At 64.0% G+C, this 18,726-nt stretch carries 18 protein-coding genes; 5 read left to right on the top strand and 13 right to left on the bottom strand.

The genetic code is table 11. The annotated features are described in order from the left end of the window. Window position 1: 1 nt before the first annotated feature. The 8 genes from M5J20_RS10650 to dapB form a co-directional block, all read right to left on the bottom strand. Entirely contained in the window at window positions 2-3,169 is a 3,168-nt protein-coding gene (locus tag M5J20_RS10650; protein ID WP_253579418.1) for an FtsK/SpoIIIE family DNA translocase, read from the bottom strand. A gap of 78 nt (window positions 3,170-3,247) precedes the next feature. After that, window positions 3,248-3,874, bottom strand: a complete 627-nt coding sequence (locus M5J20_RS10645) for a TIGR03085 family metal-binding protein (protein WP_253579416.1) — start codon at window positions 3,872-3,874, stop codon at window positions 3,248-3,250. Between the two features lie 21 nt (window positions 3,875-3,895). Then, complete coding sequence (locus tag M5J20_RS10640) at window positions 3,896-4,327, bottom strand: hypothetical protein (protein ID WP_253579414.1); 432 nt, start codon at window positions 4,325-4,327, stop codon at window positions 3,896-3,898. A 23-nt stretch (window positions 4,328-4,350) separates the two neighbouring features. Beyond that, window positions 4,351-4,815, bottom strand: coding sequence for a hypothetical protein (locus tag M5J20_RS10635; RefSeq protein WP_253579412.1), 465 nt, complete (start codon window positions 4,813-4,815; stop codon window positions 4,351-4,353). A 98-nt stretch (window positions 4,816-4,913) separates the two neighbouring features. Next, window positions 4,914-7,031, bottom strand: a complete 2,118-nt coding sequence (locus tag M5J20_RS10630) for a ribonuclease J (RefSeq protein ID WP_302467804.1) — start codon at window positions 7,029-7,031, stop codon at window positions 4,914-4,916. Between the two features lie 2 nt (window positions 7,032-7,033). Then, window positions 7,034-7,942 (bottom strand): 4-hydroxy-tetrahydrodipicolinate synthase, encoded by a 909-nt coding sequence (gene dapA / locus M5J20_RS10625; RefSeq protein ID WP_253579410.1) that lies wholly within the window; start codon window positions 7,940-7,942, stop codon window positions 7,034-7,036. A 65-nt stretch (window positions 7,943-8,007) separates the two neighbouring features. Continuing rightward, window positions 8,008-8,760 (bottom strand): FAD-dependent thymidylate synthase, encoded by a 753-nt coding sequence (gene thyX, locus M5J20_RS10620; RefSeq protein ID WP_253579408.1) that lies wholly within the window; start codon window positions 8,758-8,760, stop codon window positions 8,008-8,010. A gap of 4 nt (window positions 8,761-8,764) precedes the next feature. Then, complete coding sequence (dapB, locus tag M5J20_RS10615) at window positions 8,765-9,508, bottom strand: 4-hydroxy-tetrahydrodipicolinate reductase (protein ID WP_437177648.1); 744 nt, start codon at window positions 9,506-9,508, stop codon at window positions 8,765-8,767. 89 nt (window positions 9,509-9,597) lie between these two features. On the opposite strand from dapB, the gene M5J20_RS10610 reads away from it, so the two are divergent. The 3 genes from M5J20_RS10610 (at window position 9,598) to M5J20_RS10600 (ending at window position 11,757) form a co-directional block, all read left to right on the top strand. After that, entirely contained in the window at window positions 9,598-10,278 is a 681-nt protein-coding gene (locus tag M5J20_RS10610; RefSeq protein ID WP_253579404.1) for an AMIN-like domain-containing (lipo)protein, read from the top strand. Between the two features lie 27 nt (window positions 10,279-10,305). Continuing rightward, window positions 10,306-10,536 (top strand): hypothetical protein, encoded by a 231-nt coding sequence (locus tag M5J20_RS10605; RefSeq protein WP_253579403.1) that lies wholly within the window; start codon window positions 10,306-10,308, stop codon window positions 10,534-10,536. An 81-nt stretch (window positions 10,537-10,617) separates the two neighbouring features. Beyond that, entirely contained in the window at window positions 10,618-11,757 is a 1,140-nt protein-coding gene (locus M5J20_RS10600) for an oxygenase MpaB family protein (protein WP_253579401.1), read from the top strand. 50 nt (window positions 11,758-11,807) lie between these two features. On the opposite strand, the gene M5J20_RS10595 is transcribed toward M5J20_RS10600, so the two are convergent. The 3 genes from M5J20_RS10595 to M5J20_RS10585 all read right to left on the bottom strand — a co-directional run bounded on the left by M5J20_RS10595 (window position 11,808) and on the right by M5J20_RS10585 (window position 13,156). Beyond that, window positions 11,808-12,143 (bottom strand): cupin domain-containing protein, encoded by a 336-nt coding sequence (locus tag M5J20_RS10595; RefSeq protein ID WP_253579399.1) that lies wholly within the window; start codon window positions 12,141-12,143, stop codon window positions 11,808-11,810. Continuing rightward, entirely contained in the window at window positions 12,131-12,883 is a 753-nt protein-coding gene (locus tag M5J20_RS10590) for a helix-turn-helix domain-containing protein (RefSeq protein ID WP_253579397.1), read from the bottom strand. The genes M5J20_RS10595 and M5J20_RS10590 overlap by 13 nt, the downstream gene beginning before the upstream one ends. Window positions 12,884-12,952: 69 nt before the next feature. After that, window positions 12,953-13,156 carry a hypothetical protein gene (locus M5J20_RS10585; RefSeq protein WP_253579395.1) on the bottom strand — a complete coding sequence of 68 codons (204 nt, stop codon included), beginning with the start codon at window positions 13,154-13,156 and terminating at the stop codon, window positions 12,953-12,955. 1,116 nt (window positions 13,157-14,272) lie between these two features. Between M5J20_RS10585 and M5J20_RS10580 the strand changes: the two genes are divergently transcribed. After that, window positions 14,273-14,800 (top strand): cupredoxin domain-containing protein, encoded by a 528-nt coding sequence (locus tag M5J20_RS10580; protein WP_253579393.1) that lies wholly within the window; start codon window positions 14,273-14,275, stop codon window positions 14,798-14,800. On the opposite strand, the gene M5J20_RS10575 is transcribed toward M5J20_RS10580, so the two are convergent. Further along, window positions 14,801-16,063, bottom strand: a complete 1,263-nt coding sequence (locus M5J20_RS10575) for a copper oxidase (protein ID WP_253579391.1) — start codon at window positions 16,061-16,063, stop codon at window positions 14,801-14,803. A 53-nt stretch (window positions 16,064-16,116) separates the two neighbouring features. After that, a complete protein-coding gene (locus M5J20_RS10570; RefSeq protein WP_253579389.1) occupies window positions 16,117-18,402 on the bottom strand; it encodes a polyribonucleotide nucleotidyltransferase in 2,286 nt (761 codons plus the stop codon). A 114-nt stretch (window positions 18,403-18,516) separates the two neighbouring features. On the opposite strand from M5J20_RS10570, the gene M5J20_RS10565 reads away from it, so the two are divergent. Then, on the top strand, window positions 18,517-18,726 hold a 210-nt coding region (locus M5J20_RS10565; protein ID WP_253579387.1), incomplete at its 3' end, for an immunoglobulin domain-containing protein.

Raw genomic sequence — 18,726 nt, 5'->3', positions numbered from 1 at the left:
ACTAGAACGCTCCGCCGGTCGGGTTGTAGGTGGCCTGCACCGTGGTGGTGGTGTCGTCGGCATCGGCGTCGGTGTCGCTGCCGTCGAAAAGCGCGGGCTCCTCGGTGGGTGCCTCGGCGGGGTCCGCGCCCTTGATCATCCACAGGATGGTGTCCAGCTCTTCGGGCTTGACCAGCACCTCGCGCGCCTTGGAGCCCTCGGAGGGGCCAACCACGCCGCGGGTTTCCATGAGGTCCATGAGGCGGCCTGCCTTGGCGAAACCGATGCGCAGCTTGCGCTGCAGCATCGACGTGGACCCGAGCTGGGAGGTGACAACGAGCTCGACGGCCTCGAGGAGGTCGTCCATGTCCTTGCCGATCTCCTCGTCGATCTGCTTCGCCTCGGCGGCTTTGTCCTCGGTCACGCCCTCGACGTACTCCGGCTCGGACTGGTTCTTGGCGGCCTCAACGACAGCCTGAATTTCCTCGTCGGTGACGAATGCGCCCTGCAGGCGCTGCGGCTTGCCTGCACCCTGCGGGATGAACAGGCCGTCGCCCATGCCGATGAGCTTCTCCGCGCCCGCCTGGTCCAGGATCACGCGGGAGTCGGTGAGCGACGAGGTGGCGAACGCGAGACGGGACGGCACGTTCGTCTTGATCAGGCCGGTCACCACATCCACACTCGGGCGCTGTGTGGCCAGCACCAGGTGGATGCCGGCGGCGCGCGCCTTCTGGGTGATGCGGACGATTGAGTCCTCGATCTCCTTCGGGGCCGTCATCATGAGATCCGCGAGCTCATCTACCACGCAAATGATGAACGGGTAGGGGCGCATCTCGCGCTCCGAGCCCGGAGGTGCCGTCAGCTCGCCGGAGCGCACCTTGCGGTTGAAGTCTTTGATGTGGCGCACGCGCGCGGACTTCATGTCCATGTAGCGCTGCTCCATCTCCTCCACCAGCCACTGCAGGGCGGCGGCTGCCTTCTTCGGCTGGGTGATGATCGGCGTGATCAGGTGCGGGATGCCCTCGTACGGGGTCAGCTCCACCATCTTCGGGTCGACAAGGATGAGGCGGACCTCCTCCGGCGTCGCGCGTGTGAGCAGAGAAATCAGCATCGAGTTCACAAACGCGGACTTACCGGAACCGGTCGAGCCCGCCACCAGCAGGTGGGGCATCTTCTGCACACTCGCGGCGACGAAATCGCCCTCGATGTCCTTGCCCAGGCCGATGAGCATCGGGTCCGCGTCTGAGGCGACCTTCGGCGCGTCGAGCACGTCGCGGAGGCGCACCATTTCGCGGTCCTGGTTCGGCACCTCGATGCCGACGGCGGACTTGCCCGGGATCGGGGTAAGCAGGCGAACGTTGTCCGTCGCCGCCGCGTACGCCAAGTTGGACTGGAGGTTAGTGATCTTCGAGACCTTCACACCCGGGCCCAGCTCGACCTCGTAGCGGGTCACTGTCGGGCCGCGGGAGAACCCCGTCACCTGCGCGTCCACGTGGAACTCTTCGAAGACGTCGGTGATCGCCTCGATCATCCTGTCGTTCGCCTGCGTGCGGGTCTTCGGCGCCGCGCCCGGCACCAGCAGGTCGGTCGCCGGCAGCACGTAGTCCGACTGCACCTGCGGCGTACGCTTCACCGGCGTCGGCGCCGCCGGCTTCTCCAGCTCCGATTTCGGGGTGCTCGCAGGCACAGCCGCCGCGTCGATGCCGCTGCGCGCGATGATCGCCTGCCGCATCGCCTCGCGGGAAGTGTCTACCGCATCCGGGGCGGGTGCTTCACGACGCTCATTTGCTTTCTCCGCAGGTTCCTCCCGCGGCAGCACCTGCGTCTCCTCGCGCGGCTCACGCGGGCGCGCCGGCTGGCGCTTCGGCTCACGCGACGGCTGGGGCGTGGGTGCGGCCTCAGACTCGCGGGGGACGACGACAGTGTCATCCTCGATCTCCCCGGCCCAGTCGATGACGGTGTCTTGGTCCACGTCGCCGTCTGCCGGGTAATTGTCGAGTGGCGTGCGGCGGCGGGTGCGCGGCTGGCGCGGCGGGCGGTGCGGTGCGCGAGGCTCCGCCGGAGGCGTGCGCAGCTGGGTGGTGCGCTCATCCGAGCGCTCGCGGCCCTCGGCGATGTCCTCGATATCGCGGCTGGCGCGGGAGTACTGGTCGGCGGGATCTTCGTCGTCGTCAAGCTCTGAGCCCTGATCCTCACCCTTCTCAAGCATCTGGGAGATGAGGGCCTTGAGGTAGTCGTACGCCTCGCGCACGGTGATGCCTGTGGTTTTCAGGGCGCCGTAGATGATGACGAGCGCGAGCAGCGGCACCGCGACGTACGGCGAGAACGCCGCCGCAAGCATGCCGCCGAACAGGGCACCGATGGCGCCGCCGGCGACGCGGCGGGCCTCCCAATCCGCAGGCGTGCCGGCGAAGACATGCACGAGGCCCAGCATCGCGACGGCGATGATCGTCAGTCCCAGCGCTACACGCCCCCGCACGGCGGCTGGGGTGCGCACGTTGAGCATGAGGGCGATGGCGATGCCGACCAGCACCACCGGCAGGATCAATGCGCCCGCACCGATCACCCAGTGGCAACCCTGCGCGATAACGTGGCCGACCGGGCCGGCGATGTCCATCCACACGCTTGCGCCGATAATGGCCGCGAAACCGATCAGCACTAAACCCCACGCATCGGCGTGGGAAATTGGGGCATCCGCTTCACGACGCTCGCTCTGCGCCGGCGTCTCCTCGCGGCGCTCTGAGCGCCCCGAGCGCCCACTGCGCTCACGACGAGCCGCGCTGCGGGGTTGGGGCTCGTCGTCGTACTCCGGCGCGTAGTTGTCGTAGCTCTTGGGGTATGCCGGCTCCTCTTCCCCTTCTGCGCCGAAGGGGTCGAAGGTGCCCTCATCTTCCTCGTCTCGGTTGCGGCGTCGGTTGCCCCCGATGCTGGAACCGATTCCGGCGAACGCCGAGCCGACCCAGCGGGCGGCCGAACCGATGGACTCCCCCACTACCTTTGTGGCTGACCCGACGCGCTCGTCCGCAGTTTCCGCGGCGACCATGGATGAGGTCGGCGGATGGGTCATGGACACGGGGCCGCCGTGATCCCGCACGTGGCCGCGCGATCCCGGACGGGCCTGCAGTGAGCGGCTGCTTTCCGGGCCGGTTCGGGCGCGCGTGGAGCGTGGTGCGGAATTTTTGACAGACATGCAAGTAACAGTAGTACCTCATGTCACATTCATCCCATCTGCCACACGGGGCGAGACGGGAATCGTTAAGGAACGTGCTTAGACGCCGCGCTCGAGCTTGGCGGCTGCCGCAGTGTTGCCGGAAATTTCGACTTGTGCCGTGTCGCGCCCAGACACCCAGATCAGCAACTCGCCCGGCTCACCGCTGACGCGGATCACGTTGTCGCCGCGCTCAGTAACGCCCTTCTTCCCGCCGAGCGTGATGGGCGGCAGCGTTGGCGGCGTGAGCACCACGGGCACATCGGAGGAGCGGAACGCAAGCGCACCGAAACGCTTCGCCCACTGAAGCAGCTGCTTGTTCACAGCCTGACTGAATTCGCGGGGCGCAATCTCCCCGCCGCCGCGGCGCACATCCTCATGGTGGATGAAGTGCTCGGCGGTGTTCATCGCGCTATCCACCGGCTTGATGAGCGCCGGCGGTCCAGCCATCCATTCCCGGACCACATCCTCGTACGGGCGAGCCTTTTGCTTTTCCGTCTCTTTCTCCAGGATCGGCTCCAGCGGGGACACGAACATGCCCGGCGTGGCCCAGGGCTTACGCTCGCGGATAAGGAGATGGACGGCCAAGTCGTGGGTCGTCCAGCCGTCGTTCAACGTGGGAGCATCCGGGCCGACCTCGAGAAGGAGCTCGCCGAGGCGCTCGCGTTCTTTCTTCGCAAAAGTCATGGCCCCAGCGTAGCCAGAACTTTAGAACGAGGATCGAGCCGAAAGCGCGAGAAAGGGGTTGTGGTAGGCGAAGTGCATGAACTGGCCGCGCAGGCGGAAAACCGGCGCAAAGAACGCGATAGCGGGATCAACGGTCACGCGCTTGACGGAGTCGCGGCCCGGGCCGAGATCGGTCACCTGCATGCCGGGCATGTGACACTCGCCGATACCGCCCTTGCTCCAGAGGCACAGGATGTAATCATGCGGGTAGCTGCCCAGCACCTCGACGGCGTGGGAATCCGGGTTCGACTCGCCGGGGCGCACCACGTCGTACTCGAGCCACCGCATCATGAACGGCGCCTCGAACGGGACCGGGGTACCGGGGCGGACTTCACGTGGACTCGCACCCGCCGGCGCGGCGGCAAGAGTCACGGCGGTGAGGGCAGCAAGGGCGGAAGCAGCGATCTTCTTCATGGGAGAAACCTCGAAATTCGGGTCTAGTAGCGGTACGAAAGCCCCGCCCAGGAGCTTAGCGCAGCCAGGTTACTCGGGAGGTGGACGAAGAACGAGATGATAGGTGCGAAAGGCTTGACCACCGGGTCCACGGTGACAACCTTGCCGTAGTTGGCGTAGCCGAGCTCGAGCGCCGCCTGGCCGTTGACGTAGCACGAGCCCAGGCCGCCCTTCGCGTTCATGTGGCACATGATCCAGTTCTGGTCGAATTTGCCCACGACGCGGATGCCCTGGACATCGGGGTTGCGGTAGTTCGGGTCGCCGAACTTGACCACGTTGTAGCTGCGCCACTGGGACGCATAGCCCGGGTCGTACGGGACGGGCGTACCGGGCGGCAGCGGACGACCGCCGGTCCAATCGACATCATCGGCGAGCGCAGGACCCGCAGACACGGTGAGAACGGCTGCGGCTGCGAGAGCACTGGCAAGTAACCGAGAGGTGGTGTGCATGCTTAATTATTCGCAGGACCCGGCGAACGTGTTACAGACCACATAGCGATGCCCCAGCGCCATGGGCGGCACTGGGGGCGTCGGCAAGCGAATGTCCCTTAGAGGGACTCGCGGGCGGAGGAAACGTCGTGATCGTCGACGGGGCCGAGATCGGCGGCCATCGGCACGATCGTCGGCAGGATCACCGGCTCGCGGCGGTACTTCTGCTCGATCGCGCGGGACACCTTGCGACGCAGCTGCTGCACCATGCGGAACGGGTCGTTCTCACCCTCGGCGGCAAGGTCGTTCATGACGCCCTCGACACCCTCGACGACGCGCTTGTTGAAGTCGCGGTCGTCGTCCGACCAGCCCGTGGTGGACACCGTCGGCGCGGACAGCAGGCGGCCGGTGCGGTCGTCGATCACGCAGGTGATGGACACGACACCGCCGGATGCGAGCGAGGTGCGGTCCGCCAACACGTCGAGGTCCACGTCACCCATCGTCTCGCCGTCCACGTAGAGCTGACCCACCTGGTACTGGCCGACCACCTTGACCTTGCCCTTCTGCATGTCCACCACGACACCGTTCTGCGCAAGGGCGACGTTCTCCGGGCGCACGCCAGTGGAAATCGCCAGCTCCTTGTTCGCGCGCATGTGGCGCCACTCGCCGTGCACCGGCATCGCGCAGGTCGGACGCGCGGCGTTGTACAGCGCGAGCAGCTCGCCTGCGTAGCCGTGGCCGGACGCGTGCACGTGCGCCTCCGAGTTGGTGATCACGTTCGCGCCGATCTGGGCGAGGTTGTTGATCACGGCGAACACCGCTTCCTCGTTACCCGGAATGAGGGAGGAGGACATGATGATGGTGTCGCCGTCGCGGATGGTGATCTGGCGGTGCTCGCGGCGGGACATGCGAGAAAGCGCAGCCATCGGCTCACCCTGGGTGCCGGTGGTAATGAGCACCGTCTTGTGCGGTGCCATCTTGGCGGCTTCCTCGATCGGGATGATTGTGCCCTTCGGCGCCTTGAGCAGGCTCATCTTCTCCGCAATCTCCATGTTGCGCAGCATGGAGCGGCCGTTGAAGGCAACCTTGCGGTGATTCGCCACTGCAGCGTTGATAGCCATCTGCACACGCGCCACGTTCGAGGCGAAGGAGGCGATGACAACGCGCTGGCGAGCTTGGCCGACCAGGCGGGTCAGGGTTTCCTCGATACCGGCCTCAGAGGAGGAGATGCCCGGGATGGTGGCGTTGGTGGAATCGCACATGAACAGGTCGATGCCCTCATCGCCGAAGCGGGACAGCGCCGGCACGTCCGTCGGCTTGCCGTCGTACGGGGTCTGATCGAGCTTCACGTCGCCCGTCATCACCACGTGGCCAGCACCGGTCTTGATGGACACGCCCAAGCATTCCGGGATGGAGTGGTTGACGTGCCAGAAACGGACGCGGAACGGGCCGACGGTGATGTCGGAGTTGCGGTCCACCTCGTGGAGCTTCGGCTTCTGGCGGTGCTCGCGCGTCTTCGCGGCGATCAGCGCGTTGGTGAAGCGCGAGGAGTAAATCGGAATGTCGTGGCGCAGCTTAAGCAGCCACGGGATCGCACCGATGTGGTCCTCGTGGCCGTGGGTGACGATGAGCGCCTCGACCTTGTCCAGCTTGTTCTCGATCGGGCCGAAGTCAGGCAGCACGAGGTCGACGCCGGGCTCGCCGGAGTTCGGGAACAGCACGCCGCAGTCGACGATGAGCAGGCGGCCGTTGTACTCGAAGACGGTCATGTTTCGACCAACCTCGGAAATGCCGCCGAGCGCGTAGATGCGCAGCGTATTGTTCGCCGCCTTCGGCGGGGCGGGCAGGCGCTTCGTCAAGTCGGCACCCTGCATCGACTTCACCGGGTTTCGGCGGTCGCCGCCTCCGTTGCCGCCGCGGCCGCGGCCACGACGACGGTTCCGGCCGTTGCCGTTATCCTGGCCGCCGTTGCCGTTGTTGCCGCCGTTACCGTTATGCTGCGCGCCGCTGTCGTTGCCACTGCGGTTACTGTCGCGGCCGCTATTGTTCTGGCCGCGCTCGGGGAATTGGCCGGTGCCGTCGCCGCCCTCGCGGGACAGGCGCTCGTCGCGCTCAACGCGCGAGCCGCCGGCCTCGGGTGCCGTCTCAGGCGCCTGGAATACCGGCTGCTGGTCAACGGGTTCCGGCGGGCCTGCTTTCCGCGTCACCTTCCGGGCGCGGTTACGGGGTTCATTCATATCTAAAGGACTCCAGCCTTTTCCATGTCTTCTCGGAGCGCCTCCAGCTGCGCCTCAGTCGCCGAAACGACGGGCAGCCGCGGGTCTCCCACTTCGATGCCCTGCAGACGCAGAGCAGCTTTCGCAAACGTGACACCGCCCAGCACCGCCTGGTGGCGCGCTAGGACATCAATGGTGCCGGCGTTGATTTCCCGTGATCGGGCGAGGTCGCCAGCCTCAAAACTCGTGAGCAACTCTTTCAGGGCGCGCGGAGCCGCGTGCCCGACGACGGAGATGAAGCCCGTCGCGCCCAACGCCAACCACGGCAGGTTCAGCGGGTCATCGCCCGAGTACCACGCCAGCCCAGTCGATTCGATGAGCTCGGCTGCCTCGAAGAAGTTGCCCTTCGCGTCCTTCACTGCTTGGACGGTGTCCAGCTTCGCCAGCTCGGCGATGGTCTGGCCCGCGATCGGAATGCCCGAGCGGCCCGGAATGTCGTACAGGCAGATCGGCAGATCCGTTGCCTGGGCTACCGCCGTAAAGTGCGCGAGCAGCCCGGTCTGGGATGGCTTGGAGTAGTACGGGGTGACCACGAGGAGCGCGTCCGCACCAGCTTCCGCCGATGCCTTGGCCAGCTCCACCGAGGTACGGGTGTTGTTCGTGCCGGCACCCGCGATCAGCGGGATGCGGTCCCCCACTTCTTCTTTCACCGCGCGCAGCAGCGCGAGCTTCTCCTCCGTGGTTGTGGTGGGCGACTCGCCGGTCGTACCGGCGAGGACGAGGCTGTCGATGCCGTTGTCCACGAGGTGGGCAGCCAACCGTCGCCCTGCATCGAGGTCGACGTCGCCGTCTTTGGTGAACGGCGTGACCATTGCGACGCAGGCAGTGCCGAAGATTTCGGCCCCTCGGTTAACTTTCAGAGATGTGCCCATGAAAACACAGACTACCCCGCGCAATCATGACAAAGCACACCACTCGCCCGCGGCACGGCGAAAGCTTAAGAAAGGTACGGGGTGGTCGCCATCTTTGAGCCGTCGGCAAGCTCGCTCACGAGGAAGTCGCTGAAGAGGACTGGCGACTGCTCGCGGAGGATCTCAAGGCAGCGAATCGCCAGCGCGCGAATCTCGGTGTCCGCGTGCTCGGAGGCCCGGGCGGCGATAAACGCCCGCCATGTGCGGTAGTTGCCGGTGACCACGAAACGGGTCTCGGTGGCATTCGGCAGGATCGCGCGTGCGGCCTGGCGGGCCTTCTTCGCGCGGAGCAGCGCGTTCGACTCGGCGGCCATGTTTTCCTCGAGCGCCGCGAGCAGCTCGTCGTGCACGAAGCGGGCATCGTCGACCGCCCGGAGGAACAACCGGCGCAGATCTTCATCCTCGGCGATCGCGTCCGGCACGACGACTTCCCCGGCGCCGGAGTGCACGTATCGCTGGGAGAGCTGGGAAAAGGAGAAGTGGCGGTGGCGCAGCAGCTCGTTACCCGCCGAGCGGGACAGACCGCGGATATACAGTGTGGCCGTCGCATGCTCGAGAAGTGCGTCATGGCCGACATCGATGATGTGGCGCAGGTACGCATCGTTGGCGCGGGTGTGCGGGTTGGGTTTCTCCCACGTCTCGTAGCAGGCGCGGCCCGCGAACTCGACGAGCGCCTCCGCGTCCGTCGCCGTCTCGTCAGCCGCCCAGTCGACACCGGTCGGCAGCGTGAACTGGGTAGCGGCGATGAGCTGGACGTCGAGCTCGGACTCCACTGCCACGGCGCTACAGCCCCAGGTACGCGTCGAGGCCCACAGTCAGGCCGGGGTGGCCTGCCACCTCGCGGACACCGGTGAGCACGCCCGAGACGAAGGACTCGCGGCCGTAGGAATCCTGGCGGATGGTCAGGGACTGATCCCGGGTGCCGAAGATCACTTCCTCGTGCGCCACCATGCCGGTCATGCGCACGGCGTGCACCTTGACACCGTCAACGTTGGCTCCGCGCGCACCGTCGAGCGACTGCTCGGTTGCGTCAGGCATCGGCTCCATGCCGGCTTCGCGGCGGGCGCGCGCAATGCCCTGAGCAGTCTTGATCGCGGTACCGCTCGGCGCGTCCAGCTTGTTCGGGTGGTGGTACTCCACTACCTCAGCGGACTCGAAATACGGCGCGGCCTGACGTGCGAACGCCATGGTCAGTACGGCGGAGATGGCGAAGTTGGGGGCGATGAGCACACCGATGCCGTCTGCGGCGGCGCACCACTTGCGCACCTGCTCGTAGCGCTCGTCGTCGAAGCCGGTGGTACCCACCACGCAGTGGATGCCGTGGCTGATACAGAACTCGAGGTTGTCCATCACCACGTTCGGTGTGGTGAAGTCGACGATCACCTCCACGCCGACGTCCACGAGCGCCTCCAGCGAATCGTCGCGGTCAATCTCGGCGACTAGCTCCAGATCTTCCGCAGCGTTCACACCTGCGACAACAGCGGAGCCGACGCGCCCCTTGGCACCAAGCACACCAACTTTGATCATGCTGGCCATCGTATCCACGGTTAACGATTGCTTCACAATTGGGCATTTGCCTGCCGACGCCCGCATTTTCGCCCATATAGTCGGAACTTATGGGAACGCATGTGAATCGAACGTCGAAAAGCGTCGCACTGCTGGCGGGTGCCGCTCTGCTGCTGACCGCCTGCGGGCAAGAAACGCAGCAGGTGGCGGAACCGACAACGTTCACCAGCGCGGCGGTGTCGACGAGCGAGGAGACGACGACGGAGACTGCGCCACCTGTCACCGAGACGGTGGAGACCACGGTGGAGCCGGCCGATACGGAAGCGCCGCAGTCCGTATTCACTACCGACGGCGTGCGCGTGCCGTCGCAGGGCGCGCCGGAACTGGTAATCCAAGATGTGCGCGCGGGCACGCACGACGGGTACGACCGCGTGGTGTTCGAGTACGCGGGCCCCGGCACGCCGGGCTTCATCGCGGGCTACAACGCCGATCCCCGCCAACAGGCATCGGGCTACCCGCTTGAGGGGCTCAAGGGAAACGCGTTTCTCGAGGTGATGATTCAGGGCACACCCATGATGATGATGTCCCAGCGCGAGGACTTGATCGGCGTCGGACCGGTTCGCGTCGCCCCGGGCGGTGGCTTGGTGGGGGCGGGCAACGTGCAGGGCGTGGTGCACGGCGGCGTGTTCGAGGCGGACACCCAGTACGTTATCGGCCTGGACAAGGTGCGCCCCTACAACATTTACGTGCTGGAGAATCCGACCCGCGTGGTCGTGGACTTCCAGCAGTAGTACCCATCCGAGAGGAGGAGCGTCCGAATGACCGCTACGGCGTGGCTGGGCATTGGTTTTGTAGTGCTGTTGCTCGTGGCTGGCCTGACTGCCGTGGGCCTGACGCTGCGCGACATTTCACGGGAGGATTTGGATGATCCAGCGAAGTCCAAGTGGGGTCTGCTCATCGGACTCTCCCCAGGCGCCGGGCTCTACGCGTGGCACCGCCGCAAGGAGCTGATGGGGCACAGGGATAGCGAGGACCCCAAAACTAAGTGATCTTGGTCTCATGCCAGGATCAGTCGTGATACGGTTCACATATAGCTAGTTTCCGTCCTCGAGCGCAGGAGTGACCACGAAATGTCCCAGGAAAACCCCGAGTACAACTACAACGAGGATGCCCGGCCGGAAAACGGCGAGGTGAGCAAGGATTTTGATTCCCTCGGCAAGTTCGATGACTCCGGTAACCGCGGCAAGCGCGAACTGAAGCGCGCGCCGCTGGGCCCAGACTCCCTGCTCTGGCAGTGGGGCGCGGACAACCGCCTCCACCTGCTGCGCGGCTACACCGGCGTGCTCCAGAACATGCACCCGGCAATCGGCAAGTCGCTTTTGGATCACTCCAAGTTCTTCGAGGAGCCGTTCTCCCGCCTCGAGCGCTCCACCCCGCAGATCATTTACTCGATCTACGACGACGGCACGCGCGCCAAACAGATCCGCGACTACCACCACGGCATCAAGGGCACGCTTCGCGACGGCACGCGCTACCACTCCCTCAACCCGGACGTGTACTGGTGGGCGCACGCCACCTTCGTGTGGCGCGTGATCTGGGCGCAGGACCTCTTCGGCACCCCGTTCACCGACGAGGAGAAGGAGCAGATCATCCAGGAGGGCGTGACCTGGTGGGACATGTACGGCATGTCCGAGCGCCCGGTGATTGACACGCTCGACGGCTACATCAAGTACTTCGAGGAGATGGAGAACACCGTTCTCGAGCGCAACGAGACCGTGGACTTTGCGCTGCGCACCGCCCGCGTCGAGCCGGTGAAGGCGCCGGACGGCGTGCCGGAGGCCGTGTGGAAGGTCATTTGGAAGCCCTTCATGAACTCCCTGATCTGGATGACCTACGGCACGCTCAACGACAAGCAGCGCGAAATCCTCGACCTGCCGTGGACCGAGAAGGATCAGAAGCGCTTCGACCGCATCGCCGATGCCGTGCGCAAGCTCTTCGAGATCCTCCCGGAGGACAAGCGCTACATGGAGCCGGGCCGCTCCATGATGATCAAGGCCGGCATGATCGACGGCGAGTACAAGGAGCCCAAGCTCGCCGCACCGTACGGCCACGGTGAGGAAGCACCGGCTGAGGCGGAGGCTGACACCGATACCAAGGTGTCCAAGGCACCAAAGGCATCCAGCGGGGCCCTCGGCATCGGAGCGAAGGCCGCGATCGGTGCCCTCGCCGCGGTTGCAGTGCGACAGCTGCTGAAGGGCCGTAAAAAGTAGCGTCGAAAAGCACGAAGCCCCATAAGCTCGCCGCCGGTTCCAGCGGCGGGCTAAACGCCACTGACGATGATCAAGGTTACGGTCGAAGCTTCGTCGGCGAACAGGTCGTGCGGAATGCCGGCATCAAGGTGCACCGCAGTGCCAGGCTGGATTACAACCGTTGAACCTTCGGCAGTAAAACGGACACGTCCGGTTTGCCCCATCACGATGATGGGGTGCTCGACCTTGTGCTCCGGCATCACGTTTCCAGCAGCAAACCCGATTCGTACAACCGTAGTGTCGGCGTAGCGCCCGATCACCTTCACCTCCGGGCGCGATACGGTGTCGCTACCTCGGGGGCGAGATTCTGCGGTGCGGGGCTGTTGTAAGCCGGTTATTGTGTCCATGCTTCGTCCCTCGTTTCTTCGTCAACATTAAGACCGATGCCACATTCACCGTGGCGGTCGAATGGCACGAGCCCAACGGAGTTGCGGCCCGCGCGCTCACGGATGTATCCGGCGTGGATATGGCAGATGACCGCATCCGGTGCGGTGCCGTCAGCGCGGACGAACGGGCAGGCACGCAGGCCGATCGTGGCATCGCCCCGGTCGTACGGGTCAAATCCGAGCCGCCGAAGGTCTCGGAGCGCAGCACCCGTAGGGTCGTCGGCTTCGATCCACGGAGTGCTATCACCGGCGATCTCCGCATCTGCCCCCTCGATGCCGGTCCGCACACCTCGCTTTGCCCACGCGCGGCCTAATTCCTCGGCATGGTTGGCGATGTCGACGTCGGCCGCCGATGCACGGCGCCTGATCTCAGCAGCAAGCACCTCGACGAGGCCAATATACTCACTGACCAGCTCAATAGGCCTCGGAGAACGGAGGCAGTACAACAGCCACGGTCGCCCGCGACCCGGTGTCTTTTGGGATTCCGCGGTAATAACTCCTGCATCCATGAGCACCTCGAGGTGCCCCCGAACCGTGTTGGTGTGCGCGCCAACCGCTGCGGCAATGTCGTTGACGCGTGCAGCCCCGCCGCGGCGACGGATTGCTTCAAGCACCTCGCGTTGCTTTGCGCTCGCAGACGCGGCCCTTTCCATCGCCGTCGCCGTTGAACACGGCGCAACCAACTGGTCCTGGTAATCCATACAAGAAATAGTACGATAATTTCCGTGTAAAACAAGAGTATCGCTGCGCACCGATTATGGAATGCCGCACTAGGAGCGGTTATCCTCATCTGGCTCATAACCGCTGTCGCTGTCAATGCCACCGCGCTCGGCGGGCGGATCGGGCCAGTTTCCTTCTGGGCGAATATCCACACGCTCATAATCGGAGTGATCACTACCGCGGTGGTGGTGTACTCCGCACACTTTGAGATAAAGCTCGATGGCACGCTCGCGAACCGCCACCGGGTAAATCATCGAGAACTCCTCACCGACGACCGAGGTTCACAGGAAAGCTGCAGTGCCTGTCGTTAAAAATTGTACGATAAAAGTCGTGAAAAATAACGCGGCCGCGCACGTTGCATGGCAGAAAACCCTAGGCATCCTCATTGGTGCATGGATACTCATTTCAGCGATATTAGGCATGAGTGCGGCCAGCGGTGCATCGATCTCGTGGTGGGCATGCATCCACACATTCACTCTTGGAGCGCTCACTAGTGCAGTAATCGGGTACTCTACCCACTTCACGGCGACACTTACCCGTGGACCATTACCAGCACTGCGACCATTGGCAGCCAAAATCTTGATCCTCCAGGGCTGTCTGATGGTAATGCTTCTGCGGCCCGGCTGGACAACGGCGCATACAGTGGCGGCGTGTCTCGCCGCAGCCGTCATCCTCTGGCATGCAGCAACACTTACTCGGATGCACCAGCGAGCCCTCGCAAACCACCTTGCGACCACATCGTGGGCCTACGTTGTCGCTTGCCTACTGCTCGCACTAGCGATCGGGTTAGCCATTGCGGCGCAATTCACCGACCGCCATGATGCGTTGGTCGCGGCGCATGCACGTTCCGCAGTGTGGGGTTTTGGATGGACTGTCCTGATGGGAACGGTGATTACGCTTCTGCCAACGGTTGCGGGAGTGCCCACAGTCCTTCGATTCCGCGACGCGCGGGTTTTCGTGGCGCATGGTCTTGCGGTGGCAGTTACCGCAGCGTGCATTGCGGCTGGGTGGTCACGCACCGGAGGCCTAATTTTGGTGGGTCTTGCACTGACATCGGCGTGGGTGTTGCTGCCGATAATCGCTGAGTTAACCCGTCCCGTCGCGTCCCTCAATGTCGCTACCGTTCACATTACCTGCGGCACGCTTTGGGTCCTTGCGTGCATGGGCGGAGACGCGGTCGCGCTCATTTTCGGCTCGACTGCGCGTCTCAGCACTGCGGGTGGACTGCTCGCACTTCTTGGCGCCGGCTTTGCCCAGTCGATTCTGGGGGCAACGTCACAGCTGATTCCAGTGCTTACTGGTAATGCCGGTGCCCGCGACCGTCTTGCGGCGGGTCTTTGCTTCCGGGCAGTGTTACTCAACCTCGGCGGGTGCGTCGCCGTCTTACTCTCTCCGGTCGTTGGCGCTGTCTGCATGACCGCAGCCGTCGTTTGGCATGTCTCAACCCTCTTGATCTCGATGACGAAGGTGAAGCGCAGCATATGATGAAGCACTCCAGAACTAACCGCCCGACCTCACTGGTTTCACGACGCGCTGACTCGCTCGCATGGCTAATTATCGTCGCGTTCATTACGACTGTGGCATACTGCGCCGTGCTGCGTGGCAGCCCATCCCACCCACCAGGTGGCCCGGTGCTGCAGGATATCCGCATCACCGGCATGGATTTCACCCCGTCGAGCATTGAGGTCGATTCATCGACTCCTGTAGTGCTGCGGATTACTAACGACGACTCGCGCGAGCACAACCTGAAGCTCGGCAGCGGCTTCACTGGACCGATCTACCCAGGTGATTCCGTGGTTTTTGACTTCGGCACGTTCGAATCGGACACCCAGGGCTGGTGTACAAAAGCGGGCCACAAGGCAATGGGAATGGTCTACGACGTCTTCGTTCGAGAATGATCATTGGGCGGTAAGTACAGCTCGTTGCGCACGTACTGCGCGGGCTGTCAACGGCAAAAACGCGGTGAGACAGCCAAACACCACTAGGCTGAACGCGATCTTCGCGATCGAACCTGGGACCAATAGCCAGCAGATCAGCGCCGCATTGAACAGTATGACGCGAGCGACCCCTCCACGGTTCTGCTCAGCTAAACCTGCACGAGTGGCCGATGGGCCTCCTCCCATCGTGGTAGGAAGCAAGTAACTCATCGTCCCGAACAGCAGCTGGGCCGCGAACCCGAGCAGGAGCGGAAGCACCGGTGCGGCGCCGGACAATCCAAAATCATCAGCGGTGAGGAATTGCACGCCTAGCCACACAGCTGACGCAACGAGCCAGGCAACTGCGGCGAGCGCGGACAGGCTCCAGTAGGTAGCACGCTGTTTTGGTTCACCCACTGTCCGCAAAACCGCGGCTAGCCATGTTTGAAGCGCAAAAGCCCATGCCCCCGCGTAGCACAACAAACCGACGCCTACAGGGACTCCATTCCCTGTTAGCGCTCCGACAACTCCGATGCAAACACCCACGCATGCAACTCCAAGCATGGCGCCGGGCCTATCAAATGTGCCATTAACTCGCCACATGGCTGAGAAGAGCACGGTCAGCGACGCGGCCGCGGCCAACCCCACGAACCCCCCGAGATTGCTCAGCAAGTGTGCCACCAAAATTCGGCTCTGCCATTGGCCCGGTAGGTCAACCGCAAGAGCGATACCAAAGATCGTGCCAACAACGAGCGACACAGCAGAGACAACGTACCCGCCAACTACCGGGCGAAAGCGTTGCGTTTGACCCGCAGCTTGAAGTTGGCGGAAGATCACTAAACTATGCCAAGCCGCGACCACGCATACGACAATCGCACCGCAAGCCGTGATCAGCCAGTGCGACGCAAGGATGGGCCGAAGAATCTGGCCAGCAAGCACCACCAGTATTCCAGCGTTGAGCAACCGCGATCGCAGCAGTTGCGCTGGGCGAGCTGCATCATCGAGCCGTTTGTGTAGGAAGCGTTCAGTAAGGTTCTGGGACCAGACCATGATCGAGTTGGTCAGAATGCCCAGCGTAAAGATGTGGACGAGGAGCCACCGTGATTCCGGGATCAGTGGATGGGCTAATCCTACGCAGAGAAATACCACTATCCACACTGAAACGGGACGCGACACCTTGCGGTGCCAGACCCGGGGATTCCAACGTTGGGCTTCCCGCTCCAAAGCAGCGGTTCTCTCCGGCATGCTGGAATCCTATCACGCAATTACTACGGATCAATCCGGGTTAAATTACGGTATTACTCCCCGTCCTCGACCGGGACGAGCGAGATCTTGCCGCGGTTGTCGATGTCGCGGATTTCCACCTCAACTTTGTCCCCGACCTTGATGACATCCTCGACATTCTCCACGCGGGTGTTGCCGCCCAGGTTGGAGACATGGATGAGCCCATCGGTGCCCGGAAGAATGGACACGAACGCACCGAACGCCACAGTCTTGACAACGGTACCCAGGTAGCGCTCGCCCACCTTCGGCATCTGCGGGTTCGCGATTGCGTTGATCTTCTCGATCGCGGCGTCAGCAGCGGAACCCTGAGTTGCGGAGACGTAGATCGTGCCATCGTCCTCGATGGTGATCTCCGCACCGGTGTCCTCGGTGATCTGGTTGATGGTCTTGCCCTTCGGGCCGATGACCTCGCCGATCTTGGACACCGGGACCTTGACGGTGGTGATCTTCGGGGCCAGCGGGCTCATCTCGTCCGGGCCGTCGATGACCTCAGCCATGGTCTCGAGGATGGTCTCGCGGGCCTCGCGCGCCTGGTTCAGCGCGGACGCGAGCACGTTGGACGGAATGCCGTCCAGCTTGGTGTCCAGCTGCAGCGCGGTGATGAACTCGCTGGTGCCGGCAACCTTGAAGTCCATGTCGCCGAAGGCATCCTCAGCACCGAGGATGTCCGTGAGCGCCACGTACTCGGTCTCGCCGTTGACCTCGCCGGAAACGAGGCCCATGGCAATGCCGGCCACCGGTGCAGCCAGCGGCACACCGGCGTTGTACAGCGACAGCGTGGAGGCGCAGACGGAGCCCATCGAGGTGGAGCCGTTGGAGCCGAGAGCCTCGGAGACCTGGCGGATGGTGTACGGGAAGTCCTCGCGGGTCGGGATGACCGGCGCCAACGCGCGCTCGGCGAGGGCACCGTGGCCGATCTCGCGGCGCTTCGGGGAGCCAACGCGGCCGGTCTCGCCGGTGGAGTACGGCGGGAAGTTGTAGTGGTGGATGTAGCGCTTCGTGTCCTCCGGGTGGAGGGAGTCGATGTGCTGCTCCATCTTCAGCATGTCCAGGGTGGTCACGCCGAGGATCTGGGTCTCGCCGCGCTCGAACAGGGCGCTGCCGTGGGCGCGCGGGATGAGCTCAACCTCAACCTCGAGGTCGCGGATGTCGGTGACACCGCGGCCATCGATGCGGAAGCCCTCGGTGAGGATTTTCTCGCGCACGATCTTCTTCTGCACAGCGTTGTATGCCGCGCGGATTTCCTTGGACGCCGCGGAGGTCTCGTCGGCATCGTCCGCGTTGGCGAAGCGGCCGATGAGCTCAGCCTCGATCTCCTCCATGTATTCGTTGGAGGCGTCCTCGCGCTCGTGCTTGCCGGCGATGGTCATGATCTTACCCAGACGCTTGGCGGTCTTCTTCTCCACCGCGTCGTAGACCTTGTCCGAGTACGGCGGGAAGAGCGGGAACTCCTTGGCGTCCTTGGCAGTCTTCTCAGCCAGGGCAGCCTGCGCCTCGCAGAGGGTCTTAATGTACGGCTTCGCCGCCTCCAGACCCTGCGCGACGGTCTCCTCGGTCGGTGCCGGGTAGCCGTCGGCAATAAGCTTCACGACGTTCGCACCAGCGCCAGCCTCCACCATCATGATGGCGACGTCCTGCTCGGTGCGGCGGCCGCGCTTGCGCTCGACGATGCGGCCGGCGACGACCATCTCGAAGAGCGCGCGCTCGTGCTGCGCGTGGTTCGGGAAGGCAACCCACTGGCCCTCCGGGTGCTTGTCGTCGGCAATTAGCGCCATGCGCACGCCGCCGACCGCGCCGGAAACCGGCAGGCCGGACAGCTGCGTCGCCGCGGACGCGCCGTTGATGGCCACGACGTCGTAGTACTCCTGCGGGTCAATCGACATCACAGTCACAACCACCTGCACCTCGTTGCGCAGACCCTTGACAAACGTCGGGCGCAGCGGGCGGTCAATCAGGCGGCAAGCCAGGATGGCCTGAGTGGACGGGCGGCCCTCGCGGCGGAAGAACGAGCCCGGGATCTTGCCCGCGGCGTACATGCGCTCCTCAACGTCCACGGTCAGCGGGAAGAAGTCGAAGCCCTCGCGCGGCTGGTTGGATGCAGTCACGGTGGACAGCATCATCGTCTCGTCGTCCAGGTAGGTAGTGACGGAGCCGTCCGCCTGGCGGGCGAGCTGGCCGGTTTCGAACCGGATGCTGCGGGAGCCGAAGTCGCCGTTATCGATGGTGGCGACTGCCTCGGTGATCCCGAATTCCTCATCAACAAACACGTCGTACGAATTCTTGGGCGTGAAGTTGCTCAAAAGATCCCTCTCCTTGGGTCTATGTTTTGGCGATCATCGATGCCGCCAATGTGTCTAGTCATGCAACGTCACACCATATTACCAGCTTGCGCGGGTTTGGCAGAGTCGGCGGCCATGCGCGGCGGTGCTGGGGCAGCAACTGGAGCTCTCAGCGCCACCCAGGGCTGCAGACGTTTACCTCACTTCTGCAGAAAGCCCTCTCAGGGACTGAAGCTTTCCTGTGAACCCTCGGCCATCGGTGAGGAGTTCCAGATGAATTACCCGTTGGCGGTTCGTGAGCGTGCCGTCGAGCTTTACGGCAAGGGTCTAGAGCCGCAGCAGGTA

The organism is Corynebacterium stercoris (assembly GCF_024160105.1).
Lineage (GTDB): Bacteria > Actinomycetota > Actinomycetes > Mycobacteriales > Mycobacteriaceae > Corynebacterium > Corynebacterium stercoris.
The sequence above is the reverse complement of the archived record's forward strand: the minus strand, read 5'-3'. Positions and strand labels throughout refer to the sequence as shown.

Excerpts from the sequence above, each read along its gene's own strand:
- M5J20_RS10650 (WP_253579418.1), bottom strand. The coding sequence starts at position 3,169 with ATGTCTGTCAAAAATTCCGCACCACGCTCCACGCGCGCCCGAACCGGC.
- M5J20_RS10645 (WP_253579416.1), bottom strand. The coding sequence starts at position 3,874 with ATGACTTTTGCGAAGAAAGAACGCGAGCGCCTCGGCGAGCTCCTTCTC.
- M5J20_RS10640 (WP_253579414.1), bottom strand. The coding sequence starts at position 4,327 with ATGAAGAAGATCGCTGCTTCCGCCCTTGCTGCCCTCACCGCCGTGACT.
- M5J20_RS10635 (WP_253579412.1), bottom strand. The coding sequence starts at position 4,815 with ATGCACACCACCTCTCGGTTACTTGCCAGTGCTCTCGCAGCCGCAGCC.
- M5J20_RS10630 (WP_302467804.1), bottom strand. The coding sequence starts at position 7,031 with ATGAATGAACCCCGTAACCGCGCCCGGAAGGTGACGCGGAAAGCAGGC.
- dapA (WP_253579410.1), bottom strand. The coding sequence starts at position 7,942 with ATGGGCACATCTCTGAAAGTTAACCGAGGGGCCGAAATCTTCGGCACT.
- dapB (WP_437177648.1), bottom strand. The coding sequence starts at position 9,508 with ATGATCAAAGTTGGTGTGCTTGGTGCCAAGGGGCGCGTCGGCTCCGCT.
- M5J20_RS10610 (WP_253579404.1), top strand. The coding sequence starts at position 9,598 with ATGGGAACGCATGTGAATCGAACGTCGAAAAGCGTCGCACTGCTGGCG.
- M5J20_RS10605 (WP_253579403.1), top strand. The coding sequence starts at position 10,306 with ATGACCGCTACGGCGTGGCTGGGCATTGGTTTTGTAGTGCTGTTGCTC.
- M5J20_RS10600 (WP_253579401.1), top strand. The coding sequence starts at position 10,618 with ATGTCCCAGGAAAACCCCGAGTACAACTACAACGAGGATGCCCGGCCG.
- M5J20_RS10595 (WP_253579399.1), bottom strand. The coding sequence starts at position 12,143 with ATGGACACAATAACCGGCTTACAACAGCCCCGCACCGCAGAATCTCGC.
- M5J20_RS10590 (WP_253579397.1), bottom strand. The coding sequence starts at position 12,883 with ATGGATTACCAGGACCAGTTGGTTGCGCCGTGTTCAACGGCGACGGCG.
- M5J20_RS10585 (WP_253579395.1), bottom strand. The coding sequence starts at position 13,156 with ATGATTTACCCGGTGGCGGTTCGCGAGCGTGCCATCGAGCTTTATCTC.
- M5J20_RS10575 (WP_253579391.1), bottom strand. The coding sequence starts at position 16,063 with ATGCCGGAGAGAACCGCTGCTTTGGAGCGGGAAGCCCAACGTTGGAAT.